10 protein-coding genes are annotated in these 12,981 nt (G+C 72.7%); 6 read left to right on the top strand and 4 right to left on the bottom strand.

Annotation, left to right across the window (positions count from 1 at the left end):
* Positions 1 to 22: 22 nt before the first annotated feature.
* The 3 genes from M8330_RS00850 (at position 23) to budC (ending at position 3,359) form a co-directional block, all read left to right on the top strand.
* Positions 23 to 496 carry an NUDIX domain-containing protein gene (locus M8330_RS00850; RefSeq protein WP_250825796.1) on the top strand — a complete coding sequence of 158 codons (474 nt, stop codon included), beginning with the start codon at positions 23 to 25 and terminating at the stop codon, positions 494 to 496.
* A gap of 78 nt (positions 497 to 574) precedes the next feature.
* On the top strand, positions 575 to 2,494 hold the full coding sequence (gene dxs, locus M8330_RS00855; protein ID WP_250825797.1) for a 1-deoxy-D-xylulose-5-phosphate synthase: 1,920 nt from the start codon (positions 575 to 577) through the stop codon (positions 2,492 to 2,494).
* Positions 2,495 to 2,585: 91 nt separating this feature from the next.
* On the top strand, positions 2,586 to 3,359 hold the full coding sequence (gene budC / locus M8330_RS00860; protein ID WP_250825798.1) for a meso-2,3-butanediol dehydrogenase: 774 nt from the start codon (positions 2,586 to 2,588) through the stop codon (positions 3,357 to 3,359).
* Positions 3,360 to 3,476: 117 nt separating this feature from the next.
* Here budC and M8330_RS00865 read toward each other — a convergent pair whose 3' ends face one another.
* Together M8330_RS00865 and M8330_RS00870 are read right to left on the bottom strand one after the other, a co-directional pair.
* A complete protein-coding gene (locus tag M8330_RS00865; protein ID WP_250825799.1) occupies positions 3,477 to 5,549 on the bottom strand; it encodes a 3-hydroxyacyl-CoA dehydrogenase NAD-binding domain-containing protein in 2,073 nt (690 codons plus the stop codon).
* A complete protein-coding gene (locus M8330_RS00870; protein ID WP_250825800.1) occupies positions 5,549 to 6,763 on the bottom strand; it encodes a thiolase family protein in 1,215 nt (404 codons plus the stop codon). The genes M8330_RS00865 and M8330_RS00870 overlap by 1 nt, the downstream gene beginning before the upstream one ends.
* Before the next feature lie 359 nt (positions 6,764 to 7,122).
* On the opposite strand from M8330_RS00870, the gene M8330_RS00875 reads away from it, so the two are divergent.
* Together M8330_RS00875 and M8330_RS00880 are read left to right on the top strand one after the other, a co-directional pair.
* On the top strand, positions 7,123 to 8,187 hold the full coding sequence (locus tag M8330_RS00875; protein WP_250825801.1) for a proteasome assembly chaperone family protein: 1,065 nt from the start codon (positions 7,123 to 7,125) through the stop codon (positions 8,185 to 8,187).
* An 82-nt stretch (positions 8,188 to 8,269) separates the two neighbouring features.
* Positions 8,270 to 9,127 (top strand): acyl-CoA thioesterase, encoded by an 858-nt coding sequence (locus tag M8330_RS00880; RefSeq protein WP_250825802.1) that lies wholly within the window; start codon positions 8,270 to 8,272, stop codon positions 9,125 to 9,127.
* 49 nt (positions 9,128 to 9,176) lie between these two features.
* On the opposite strand, the gene M8330_RS00885 is transcribed toward M8330_RS00880, so the two are convergent.
* Positions 9,177 to 10,055: a MaoC/PaaZ C-terminal domain-containing protein gene (locus M8330_RS00885; RefSeq protein WP_250825803.1), complete on the bottom strand. Its 879-nt coding sequence runs from the start codon at positions 10,053 to 10,055 to the stop codon at positions 9,177 to 9,179.
* 1 nt (position 10,056) lies between these two features.
* Positions 10,057 to 11,391 carry a 3-oxoacyl-ACP reductase gene (locus M8330_RS00890; protein ID WP_250825804.1) on the bottom strand — a complete coding sequence of 445 codons (1,335 nt, stop codon included), beginning with the start codon at positions 11,389 to 11,391 and terminating at the stop codon, positions 10,057 to 10,059.
* A gap of 224 nt (positions 11,392 to 11,615) precedes the next feature.
* Here M8330_RS00890 and M8330_RS00895 point away from each other — a divergent pair, with 224 nt between their 5' ends.
* Positions 11,616 to 12,899 (top strand): acetyl-CoA C-acetyltransferase, encoded by a 1,284-nt coding sequence (locus tag M8330_RS00895; protein ID WP_250825805.1) that lies wholly within the window; start codon positions 11,616 to 11,618, stop codon positions 12,897 to 12,899.
* Positions 12,900 to 12,981 lie beyond the last annotated feature (82 nt).

Genomic DNA, 12,981 nt, shown 5'->3' on the forward strand with positions numbered 1-12,981 from the left:
CGGGCCGCGCTAGCGTCACCGCATGCCGACCTTCGCCTCCGTGCTGCTCATCGACCCCCGGGGCTGGCTGCTCCTGCAGGAGCGGGACGAGCACCCGCGCATCGACCCGGAGTGCTGGGGCCTGCCCGGCGGCCACATGGAGCCGGGGGAGACCCCGCTCGAGGCGGCCGTGCGCGAGCTGGAGGAGGAGACCGGCCTGGTCGTCGCGCCGGAACTGCTCGAGGAGGTCGACCAGCACGACGCCGGGCACGGCCTGGTGCACACGCTCGTGGCCGGCCTGGCGCTGGCCGACGAGGACGTCGAGTGCCACGAGGGGCGCCAGATCGTGCTCGTCGACCCCGCGACCGTGCCGGGCCTGCGACTGACCCGCTCGGCCGCCGTCCTGCTGCCCGGGTTCGTCGGCTCGGCGCGCCACGTGGCGCTCACGGAGGACGCCCGGCGACGCGCCGAGGACGCGGGCGCCGTGGGTGGTGGACGCGTGCACACGGCCCCCTAGACTCGGGTGACGACCCCGGGAGGGGTCAGGTACGGCCGCGGCGAGCCCCCGCGGGAACCGAGAGGGACGGAGGCGTCCATGGGAGTCCTGGCGACGGTGAAGGAGCCGCGCGACCTGCGCGACCTGACCGAGGCCCAGCTCGACGACCTGGCGACCGAGATCCGCGACCTGCTGGTCCGCTCCACGTCCAAGGTCGGCGGCCACCTCGGTCCCAACCTGGGCGTCGTCGAGCTGACGATGGGCATCCACCGGGTCTTCGACTCCCCGCGCGACCGCGTCGTCTTCGACACGGGCCACCAGTCCTACGTCCACAAGATCCTCACCGGCCGCGCCGACGACTTCGACGTGCTCCGGCAGGAGGGCGGGCTCTCCGGCTACCCGAGCCAGGCCGAGTCCGAGCACGACATCGTGGAGAACTCCCACGCCTCGACCGCGCTCTCCTACGCCGACGGCCTGGCGAAGGCCTACGCGATCCGCGGGGAGGACCGGCACGTCGTCGCCGTCATCGGTGACGGCGCGCTGACCGGCGGCATGGCCTGGGAGGCGCTGAACAACATCGCGGTCGCCCCCGACAGCCGCCTGGTCATCGTCGTCAACGACAACGGCCGCTCCTACACCCCCACCGTCGGCGGCCTGGCCACCGCGCTGGCCTCGCTGCGCACCGACCCCCGCTACGAGCAGCTGCTCGACGTGGTCAAGCGCCGGCTCAACGGCGTGCCCGGTGTCGGACCCGCCGCCTACGACGCCCTGCACGCGATGAAGAAGGGCGTGAAGGACGCCTTCGCCCCGCAGGGCCTCTTCGAGGACCTGGGGCTGAAGTACGTCGGCCCGGTCGACGGCCACGACCGCGGGGCCGTCGAGCAGGCGCTGACGCAGGCGAAGAAGTTCCGCGGCCCCGTCATCGTCCACGCGATCACCCGCAAGGGCTTCGGCTACGACGCCGCCGAGCGGCACGAGGCCGACCAGTTCCACTCCCCGCAGCCGTTCGACATCGCCTCCGGCGAGGAGCGCAAGCGCGGTCGGATCTGGACCGACCACTTCTCCGAGGCGATGGTCGCGCTGGGGGAGCGTCGTGAGGACGTCGTGGGCATCACCGCGGCGATGATGCACCCCGTGGGCCTCGACGCCTTCCAGGCGCAGTTCCCCGAGCGCACCTTCGACGTCGGCATCGCCGAGCAGCACGCCGCCACGTCCGCGGCCGGCATGGCCATGGCCGGCCTGCACCCGGTCGTGGCCGTCTACGCCACCTTCCTCAACCGTGCCTTCGACCAGGTCCTGATGGACGTGGCGCTGCACCGCCTGGGCGTCACGTTCGTGCTCGACCGCTCGGGCGTCACCGGGGACGACGGGGCCAGCCACAACGGCATGTGGGACATGTCGGTCCTGCAGTGCGTGCCCGGGCTGCGGCTCGCCGCGCCCCGCGACGCCACGCGTCTGCACGCGCTTCTCGACGAGGCCGTCGCCGTGGACGACGCGCCGACCGTGGTCCGATTCCCGAAGGGTGCGCCGCCGGCGGACCTCGAGGCCGTCGACCGGGTCGGTGGCGTGGACGTCCTCGTCCGCGACGGTGCGCGCGACGTGCTCGTCGTCGGCGTCGGCTCCATGGCCACGACCGCCATGGGCGTGGCCGAGCGGCTGCGCGCCCAGGGCGTCGGCGTCACCGTCGTCGACCCGCGGTGGGTCAAGCCCGTCGACCCGGCGCTGCTGGACCTGGCCCGCGACCACGCAGTCGTGGTGAGCGTCGAGGACAACGGCGTCCAGGGCGGCGTGGGTGCCTCGATCCTCCAGGCGTTGAACGCCGCCGGGATCGACACCCCGGTGCGGCTGCACGGCATCCCCCAGGAGTTCCTCGACCACGCCAAGCGCGACGCGATCCTCGGCCGGATCGGGCTCACCGCGCAGGAGATCGCCCGCGACACCATCGAGGCCGTCTCGGCCCTCGACGTGTGCACGCCCGTCCCGCTGGCCGAGGAGGCGGCGGACGACACGCTGGCCTGAGCCCGTCTCCCTGTCCCTCCTCGCCTGACGCGAGGCGGCTCACACCCGGTCGTGGGAGTCGGCAGGTGACGGAGGGGCGTTGGGTGGAGTCATGACCCACAACAGCTACGACTTCGCAGGCAAGACCGTCCTCGTCACCGGGGGCGGCACCGGCATCGGTCTGGCGACGGTGCGGGCGTTCCTCGACAACGGGGCCAACGTCGTCCTCACGGGCCGACGCAAGGAGAAGCTCGAGGAGGCCGTCGACGGCGTCGACCCCGCCCGCGTGCTCACCGTCAGCACGGACATCGGCGACCGCGCGCAGATCGGCGACCTCGTCCGGCACATCAGCTCCACCTTCGGCGGCCTCGACGTCGTCGTCGCGAACGCGTCCGGGTTCGCCCCCGGCCCCATCACCGACGTCTCGTCCGAGGACTGGGAGACGGTGCGCCGCACCAACGTCGACGGCTTCTTCCACCTCGTGCAGGCCACGCTCCCGCTGCTCGAGGCCTCGCAGGGCAATCTCGTCCTGGTCTCGTCGGTCTCCGCGCAGGCCGGCGACTGGGGCCAGAGCGCCTACAACGCCACCAAGCACGCCCAGCTCGGGCTGCTGCGCTCCGTCGCGCTGGACTACGGCCCGAAGGGCGTGCGCCTCAACGCGGTGGCGCCGGCGTTCACCATCACCGACCTCACCGCCGACATGGCAGCGGACAGTGACGTGGTCGACTCCTTCGTCGACCGGGTGACGCTGGGCCGGCCCGGCCAGCCGGAGGACATCGCGCCCGCCGTGCTCTTCCTGGCCTCCGCGGACGCGGCCTACGTCACCGGCACGGTGCTCAACGTCGACGGCGGCACCATGGCCTCGACGGGGCAGCCGCACCTCTGAGCCATCAGCTGGCTGCACGCTGACTGCACGGCACGAGGGCCGGCACACCATCGCGGTGTGCCGGCCCTCGCCGTGTCCCTGTGCCCGGCTGCACCTGAACCGAACAGAGCAGCGGGCTCAGTGGAAGCGACCGAGTCGCTCCCGCTCGAGCAGCATGGTCAGCCCGCCGTTCCAGAAGGAGAACCCGGCGCCGGTGATCATGGCGAGGTCGAGGTCCTCGGCCGCGGCCACCACGCCGTCGTCCAGCATGATGCGGGCCTCCTGGGCGAGGCCCTCGAGCACCGTGCGGCGCACGTCGGCGGGCTCCAGGACGACCGGGTCGGCCGGCTTCTCCAGCATCGCGGCGACCTCGGGGTCGAGGGCGCCGTCGGGGCCGAAGTAGGACGGCTTGCGCGCGGCCACCACCCGCTCGAGGGCGGGGGAGACGTAGAAGCGCTCGGGGAAGGCCCCGGCCAGCGTCTCGGTGTTGTGCAGCGCGATCGCCGGACCGACGAGGGCCATCAGGGTGAGCGGCGGCATCGGGGCGACGCCCGAGAACGCGCCGTCGACGACCTCGATCGGGGTGCCGGCGTCCACGACCTTGGACACCTCGCTCATGAACCGGCCCAGGAGCCGGTTGACGATGAAGGAGGGGGAGTCCTGCACGAGGATCGTGGTCTTCTTCAGCGCCTTGCCGGTGGCGAACGCCGTGGCCAGCGTGGCGTCGTCGGTGGCGCCGCCCTGGATGATCTCCAGCAGCGGCATGACGGCGACCGGGTTGAAGAAGTGGAAGCCGACGACCCGCTCGGGGTGCTCGAGGTCGGCGGCCATCTCGGTGATCGACAGCGAGGAGGTGTTGGTCGCCAGCACGCACTCGGCGCTCACGACCTTCTCGACGTCGGCGAAGACCGACTTCTTGACGCCCATCTCCTCGAAGACGGCCTCGATGACGAAGTCCGCGTCCGCGAACGCCTCGGACTTCTCGACGACGCCCGAGACCAGCGCCTTGTGCCGGTTGGCGCGGTCCTGGGAGATCCGGCCCTTGGCCAGCAGCTTGTCGAGCTCGGCGTGCACGTAGGCCACACCCTTGTCGACGCGCTCCTGGTCGAGGTCGGAGAGCACCACGGGGACCTCGAGGCGGCGCACGAACAGGAGCGCCAGCTGAGAGGCCATGAGCCCGGCGCCGACGATGCCGACCTTGGTGACGGGCCGGGCGAGCTTCTTGTCCGGTGCGCCGGCGGGGCGCTTCGCGCGCTTCTGCACGAGGTCGAAGGCGTAGAGGCTGGCCATCAGCTCGGGGGTGGTGGCCATGTCGACCAGGGACTGGTCCTCGGCGGCGAAGCCCTCGTCGCGGGTAGCGGTGCGGGCGCCCTCGATGAGCTCGACGGCGCGCTTCGCCGCGGGGCTGGCGTCGCCGGTGCGGGCGGTGACGATGCCGCGGGCGCGGGCCAGGGCGTCGTCCCAGGCCTGGCCGCGGTCGACCTCGGGGCGCTGCACCTGCTCCTTGCCGGTGAGCACGTCGGCGGCCCACAGCAGGGACTGCTCGAGGTAGTCGGCGCCGGAGAACATCGCGTCCGCCAGGCCGAGCTTGTACGCCTCGAAGCCCTTCAGCGTCTTGCCGTTGTTGAGCGGGTTCTCGAGCATGACCGTGACCGCCTTGTCGGCGCCCACGAGGTTGGGGACGAGGTAGCCGCCGCCCCAGCCGGGGATGAGCCCGAGCATGACCTCGGGCAGGCCGAGGGCCGGCGCGGAGTCCATGACGGTGCGGTAGTCGCAGTGCAGGGCGACCTCGAGGCCGCCGCCCAGCGCGAGGCCGTTGATGAAGCCGAAGGACGTCTTGCCGCCCTCGCCGAGCTTGCGGAAGACCGCGTGGCCCAGCTCCGCGACGACGCGGATGCCCTCCGGGCCGCCGGCGGCGATGCTGGAGAGGTCGGCGCCGGCGGCGAGGATGAACGGCTTGCCGGTCACGCCGAGGCTGGTGACCTCGTCGTCGGCCAGGCCTGCGTCGATCGCGTCGTTGAGGCTGAGGAGGCCGCCGAGGCCGAAGGTGTTCGGCTTGGTGTGGTCCTCGCCGTTGTCCAGGGTGATCAGACCCATGACGCCGGCGCCGCCGGGGAGCGTCACCTTGCGCAGGTGGGCCTGGGTGACGCGCTCGTTCTCGGGGGCCAGCGCCCGCGCCTGCTCGAGCAGGGTGGTCATGTCGGTGCTCATCAGGCGTCGCTCCCGTTCTCGCTGCTGCCGGTCCAGTGGGGGTTCTCCCAGACGACCGTGCCGCCCATGCCGATGCCGATGCACATGGTGGTGAGGCCGTAACGGACGTCGGGACGCTCCTCGAAGCGCCGCGCCAGCTGGGTCATGAGGCGGACGCCGGAGGAGGCCAGCGGGTGGCCCATGGCGATGGCGCCGCCGTAGGGGTTTACGCGCTCGTCGTTGTCGGCGATGCCGAAGTGCTCGAGGAAGGCGATGACCTGGACGGCGAAGGCCTCGTTGATCTCGAAGGCGTCGATGTCCTCGATCGTCAGGCCGGCCTGCTTGAGCGCCTTCTCGGTGGCGGGGATCGGGCCCGCGCCCATCACCTCGGGCTCCACGCCCATGAAGGAGAAGGAGACCAGCCGCATCTTCACCGGGAGGCCCAGCTCGCGGGCGGTGTCCTCGTCGGCGAGCAGGCAGGCGGTGGCGCCGTCGTTGATGCCCGCGGCGTTGCCCGCCGAGACCCGGCCGTGGGGGCGGAACGGCGTCTTGAGCGTGCCGAGGTCCTCCATGGTGGTGCCCGGGCGCATCGGCTCGTCGAAGGTGGCCAGGCCCCAGCCCTGCTCGGCGGAGCGGGTGGCGACCGGCACGAGGTCCGGCTGGATCTGCTCGTTGGCGTAGGCCTTGGCCGTCTTCTCCTGGGAGCGGACGGCGTAGGCGTCGGTGCGCTCCTTGGTGATGGAGGGGTAGCGGTCGTGCAGGTTCTCGGCCGTGCTGCCCATCACGAGGGCCTCGGGGTCCACGATGCGCTCGGAGAGGATGCGCGGGTTGGGGTCGACGCCCTCGCCCATGGGGTGACGGCCCATGTGCTCGACGCCGCCGGCGATGGCGATGTCGTAGGAGCCGAAGGCGATGCCGCCCGCGGTGGTGGTCACGGCGGTCATGGCGCCGGCGCACATGCGGTCGATCGAGTAGCCGGGCACGGACTTGGGGAGGCCGGAGAGCAGGGCGGCGGTGCGGCCGATGGTCAGGCCCTGGTCGCCGATCTGGGTCGTGGCGGCGATGGCGACCTCGTCGACCCGCTCGGCGGGCAGGTCGGGATTGCGCCGGAGGAGTTCGCGGATGCACTTGATGACGAGGTCGTCGGCGCGGGTCTCGGCGTACTGGCCCTTGGCCTTGCCGAAGGGGGTGCGCACGCCGTCGACGAAGACGACCTCTCGCGACTGTCGGGGCACGGGGCCTCCTGTGGTGGGCGGTGCTTGCCCGCCCCACGTTACCCCTGAGTAACTACTCAGCGGTAGCCGGGAGTGTGGGGCGCGTCACGCGCAGTCCTCGCGATCCTGGGCCTCGACGGCGGGGCGCTCGCGGCGCGGACCACCGAGGCCGCGTCCGCGGCGCGCCGGGCGCCGGTGCGGCCACCGCCGTCAGGGCGTCGACGGAATATCGTGGGCGTGCACAGGTTGGTCCTGCCAGGCGGTCCGCCCGCCGCGAAGATGCTGGTCAGGGCGGACGCGACAGAACCACACCGTCCCGAGGGGCGGACGCACGCGTGTCGCCACCGACGAGGTGGACGACCGGGACGGAAGGAGCCCCCGTGGCCGAGGACCGACTGGTCCACATCCTCGACGAGGTGCCCGAGCTGGACGAGCGCCCCGAGGGCTCCGACCTCACGCTCGTGATGCACCTCGACGGCTTCCTCGACGCGGGCAACGCCGCCCGTCGGGCGGTCCAGCACCTCCTGGACGTGGCCGACGACAGCCCTGTCACCGGGCTCGGCGGCGCCGACCTCGCCGGCGCCGGAACCCCGCGGCCCACGGGGTGGCGACCGGGCAAGGTCGTGGCCACCTTCGACGTCGACGAGCTGCACGACTACCGCGCCCGTCGGCCCCCGGTGACGTTCGCGGTCGACCACTACGAGGCCTACGACGCCCCGCGGCTGGTCGTCCGGCTCCTGCACGACTCCGGCGGCAACCCCTACCTGCTGCTGCACGGCCCCGAGCCCGACGTGCGCTGGGAGGCTTTCGTGCGCGCCGTGCGCCGCGTGGTGGAACGCTTCGAGGTCACGCGCGTCGTGAGCCTCGGCGCCGTCCCGATGGCGGCGCCGCACACCCGCCCGCTCGCAATGACGCACCACGCCAACGACGCGGCGCTGCTGCTCGGCACCAGCCCGTGGTCCGGCCAGCTGCGCGTGCCGGCCAGCGCCCAGGCCCTGGTGGAGATCCGGCTGGGGGAGTCCGGGCACGCCGCCCTCGGCTTCGTCGCGCACGTCCCGCACTACCTGGCGCAGCTGGACTACCCCCGTGCTGCGACCGCCCTCCTGGAGCAGGTCGAGCGCGCCGCGCGGCTCACCATCGACCTCTCCGGCCTCGTCGCCGAGTCCGAGGACCGCGACGCCGAGATCGCGTCCTACCTGGAGGCCAACGACGACGTCGCCGACGTGGTGACCGCACTCGAGCAGCAGTACGACACGTTCGAGCGCGCCGAGACGTCCGGGGAGGGCCTGCTGGCCGAGGACGAGCCGCTGCCCAGCGGCGACGAGCTCGGGCGGCAGTTCGAGCAGTTCCTCGCCGACCTCGACAACGGGGGCACCGACCCGGGCGCCGGTGACGGCGAGGGCGAGGGTCCGCCCGAGTCCGGGTGGGGCAGCCCCCAGGGCTGACCCGCCCCGCCACGTCCCCTTCCCCGTCACCGACCCCAGCCCGCTCGCCGACCCCGCCTGCCCTCCGGAGGAGAACCCGCCCGTGCCCAGCACCACCGACGAGCTGCTCGCGCTGCTCGACCTCGAGACCATCGACGACAACCTGTTCCGCGGCATCCAGCTGCCGTCGATGCTGCCCCGGGTCTACGGGGGTCAGGTGGCCGCGCAGGCGGTGGTCGCCGCCGCGCGGACCGTCGAGCCGGGCTACGCGCTGCACTCGCTGCACTCCTACTTCCTGCAGCCGGGCGACACCGAGGCGCGGATCATCTACGACGTGGAGAAGCTGCGCGACGGGCGCTCCTTCACCACGCGACGGGTGCTCGCGCGACAGCACGGTCGGCCGATCTTCGTGATGACGGTGGACCTGGCACGCGACGAGGAGTCCTGGGACCACCAGGACCGGATGCCCGACTACGTCCCCGACCCCGAGTCCTGCCTGGACCCGCGCACCGTGGTCTCGCCCGGGCAGCGGTTCGACGAGTGGGACGTGGCAGACATCCGTTACGCCGGGAGCTCGGCGGACCTCCTGCCCGAGGATGCCGAGCGCCCCGGTCGGCAGCGGGTGTGGCTCAAGGTGGGCACCGACCTGCCCGACGACCCGCTGATCCAGGCCGCCGCCTTCGTCTACGGCTCCGACATGGCGCTGCTGGGCGCCGCCTACGCGCCCCACGGGCTGCGGTTCGCCGACGGGAAGTCGATGGCCGCGTCGCTCGACCACGCCGTGTGGTTCCACCGCCCGTTCCGCGCGGACGACTGGTGGCTCTACGACCAGCACTCGCCCAGCATGTCCGGCGCGCGGGCGCTCGTGAACGCCCGCGTGTTCACGCAGGACGGCCGGCTGGTGGCCTCTGTCGCGCAGGAGGCGTTGATCCGCAAGCGGGACCCGCGCCGCAACGGCTGATCTGCAGCCGAGCGTCGGCCCGGGCGCTGGGCCTGCCGTGCCTCGGGGTTCAGTCGGGTGTGGGGAACGCGCGCCCGAGCAGGTGCCAGGTCGGGTCGGCGCCGGGAGCACCGGGCCGCGACAGACTGAAGTCGAGACCGCCGTCGCCGCGCGGCCGGCTGCCGAAGGCGACCGAGCCGGGCAGCAGGACCGGCTTGCGGAACGACGCCTCGACGGTGGTGGCAGCCGGCAGGCGGTTCTCGAAGGTGGCCACGCAGCGCGCCATCGTCCACATGCCGTGGGCGATCGCCCGGGGGAAGCCGAAGGCCTTCGCGCTGAGCGGGTGCACGTGGATCGGGTTCCAGTCACCCGCGACGGCCGCGTAGCGCCGCCCGAGGCCGGCGTCGAGACGCCAGACCGCGCCGGACGGAGGGGTCTCGGCCAGCTCGAGGCCGCGGGGCGCCGCCTCGTCCCCGGACCCGCGGTGCAGGTAGCTGGAGGTCTCCTCCCAGACCACGTCTCCGCCCTCGTGGCTGACGACCGTCTCGAAGTCGAAGATCCGCCCGCGCGGGTGGGGACGGGGCTCGCCGACGCGGACCTCGACGTCGACGACCTGGCCCGGCAGGACCGGGGTGTGGGAGCGGATGACGTTGTCCACGTGCACGAGCCCCAGAGCGGGCGCGGGGAAGCCGGGCTCGCTCATGAGGGCCAGCTGCAGGTCGAAGCCCAGCAGGTGCGGGTAGGGCAGCGGGACCGCGTCCTTGCGGGGGAACCCGCACACCGCGGCGTAGCGCGCCGCGTGGTCGGCGTCGACGACGACGCCCGTGCGTCGACGCACCAGCAGCAGGTGGCCGCTGCTGGGCTCCTTGCGGACGCCCGGGAGCAGGGACACCCCCGGGACCGACGGCAGTGCCGCCTTGGCGAGGGTGGCGACGGCGTGGGGTGCCACCTCAGGCGCCCAGCATCATCTGGCCGCAGACGCGGACCACGTTGCCGTTGACCCTCGCCGAGCCCGGGGAGGCGAACCAGGCCACCGTCTCGGCGACGTCCACGGGGAGACCGCCCTGGGCCATGGCGTTGAGCCGCTGGCCCACCTCGCGGGTGGCGAACGGCACGGCCGCCGTCATCTGCGTGATGATGAAGCCGGGCGCCACGGCGTTGATGCGGGTGCCGGCGGGGAGGTCGTCACGCAGGGACTCGACGAGGCCGATGACGCCCGCCTTGGACGTGGCGTAGTTGGTCTGACCGACGTTGCCCGCGATGCCGGCGATGCTCGCGACACCGACGACGGAGCCGCCCTCGTTGAGGACGCCCTCGTCCAGGAGCGCGCGGGTGATGCGCTCGGGCGCGGTCAGGTTCACAGCGATGACCTGCTCCCAGCGGTCCGACTTCATGTTCGCGAGCTTCTTGTCACGGGTGATCCCCGCGTTGTGCACGACGACGTCGACGCCTCCGTGCTCGCGCTGCAGGTGCTGGGCGATGCGCGCTGGGGCGTCCTTGGCGGTGATGTCGAGGGCCAGCCAGTCGCCGTCGAGCTCGTCGGTGAGGCGCTGGAGGTCGCTGGCGGCCTGCGGCACGTCGAGGCCCACGACCGTGGCGCCGTCGCGGTGCAGGACGCGCGCGATCTGCTCGCCGATGCCGCGGCTGGCGCCGGTCACGAGCGCGACCTTGCCCTCCAGGGGGCGTCGCCAGTCGGTCTCGGGGGCCTGGGCCACGGCGCCGTGGGCACCCACGCGGACGACCTGGCCGCTGACGTAGGCGGACTTGGGGGAGAGGAGGAAGGCCAGGGTGCTGGACAGGTCCTGCTCGGCACCGTCGGCGACGTAGACGAGCTGCACGGTGCCACCACGGCCGATCTCCTTGCCCAGGCTGCGGGTGAACCCCTCGAGGGCCCGCTGCGCGACGCGCTCCGCGCCGGAGGTCTGCTCCGGGGGTGTGCCGAGCACCACGACGCGCGGGCAGCTCTCCAGGCTGCGCAGCACCGGCGCCACCTGGTCGCGCAGCGCGCCGAGCATCGAGGACTCGGTCAGGCCGGAGGCGTCGACGACCACGGCCCGATAGCGCGTCTCGGGCGCCTGCTCCGCCACGTGCGCCACCTCGAGGGCGTCGAGCTGCTTGCGGACGTCGGCGGCCAGTCGACCGTCCCCGGTGACGAGGACGGTGCCGTCGACCAGCGCGGCTCCCTCCTCCCACCGGCGGAGCCGGACCGGGCTGGGCAGCCCGAGGTTCTTCACGAGCAGCTTGCCGAACGGGCTGGCGGTGAACGCCTGGTAGCGGTCGGACATCGTCGGCGGACCTCCTGGAGCGGGGGGTGGAGTACAGGGCGCGGGGCTGTGTCGGACGACGGAGCCCACCGTGCCACGCCGGCCTGCGCGGGTGGGCGTCGGAGGCCGTGAGAGGAGGGTGGGTTCCCGCCGATGTAACCGACGAGTAACCTCCACTGTCCACGATACGTGACCTGGACCTCACCACCCTCCGGTGAGGCAGCCGAGAGCGCAAGGATCTCCCCATGCTGAAGCAGACCCGCCGCGTCGCCGTCCTGGGCGGCAACCGCATCCCGTTCGCCCGGTCCAACGGGCCCTACGCCACCGCGTCCAACCAGGAGATGCTCACCGCGGCCCTGGACGGTCTCGTCGACCGCTTCGACCTCCGCGGGGAGCGTCTCGGCGAGGTCGTCGCCGGCGCGGTGCTCAAGCACAGCCGCGACTTCAACCTCGCCCGCGAGGCGGTGCTGGGTTCCGGGCTCGCCCCGGAGACGCCGGCGACCGACATCCAGCAGGCCTGCGGCACCGGTCTCCAGGCGGCCATCCAGGTTGCCAACAAGATCGCCCTCGGACAGATCGACGTCGGGGTTGCAGGCGGCACGGACAGTGCCTCGGACGCCCCGATCGCCGTGAGCGATCGGCTGCGGCGCAAGCTCCTCGAGCTGAACAACGCCCGTGACGCCAAGGCGCGGCTCGCCGTGCTCGCCTCGCTACGGCCCGGCGACATCGGTCTGGCGATCCCGCGCAACAGCGAGCCTCGCACGGGTCTGTCCATGGGCGACCACGCTGCCCTGACCGCGGTGGAGTGGAAGATCGCCCGTGAGGCCCAGGACGAGCTGGCCGCGGCGTCGCACCAGCACCTCGGTGCAGCCTACGAAGCAGGCTGGCTGGACGATCAGGTCACGCCGTTCCGTGGGGTCGAGCGGGACACCAACCTGCGCCCCGACTCCTCGGTGGAGAAGCTCGCCACGCTCAAGCCCGTCTTCGGCAAGGGAGAGGCGGCCACCATGACGGCCGGCAACTCCACGCCCCTGACCGACGGTGCCTCGACCGTCCTGCTCGCCTCGGAGGAGTGGGCCGAGGCGCACGGCATCCCGGTGCTCGCCTACCTCACCGAGTACGAGACGGCCGCAGTCGACTACGTCCACGGCGGCGAGGGACTGCTGATGGCTCCTGCCTATGCGATGGCCCGGATGCTGCAGCGGGGCGGACTGACGCTCCAGGACTTCGACTACTACGAGATCCACGAGGCCTTCGCCTCCCAGGTGCTCGCCACGCTGAAGGCATGGGAGGACCCGGTGTTCTGCCGCGAGCGCCTGGGCCTGGACGAGGCGATGGGCTCCATCGACCGCAGCAAGCTGAACGTGCACGGCTCCTCGCTGGCCACCGGTCACCCGTTCGCAGCCACCGGTGGGCGCATCCTGCCGGTCCTGGCGAAGTTGCTGTCGGAGAAGGGCAGCGGACGCGGCCTCATCTCCGTGTGCGCCGCTGGTGGCCAGGGGGTCACCGCCATCCTCGAGCGCGCCTGACGTCGGAACGGCGCGCCGGGCATGCCGACCAGCCGGGCCCGGAGATCCGGGGCCGGCTGGTCGTGCGTGAGGGATACGCCCG

This window comes from Nocardioides bruguierae (genome assembly GCF_023656415.1).
GTDB classification, from domain to species: Bacteria; Actinomycetota; Actinomycetes; order Propionibacteriales; family Nocardioidaceae; genus Nocardioides; species Nocardioides bruguierae.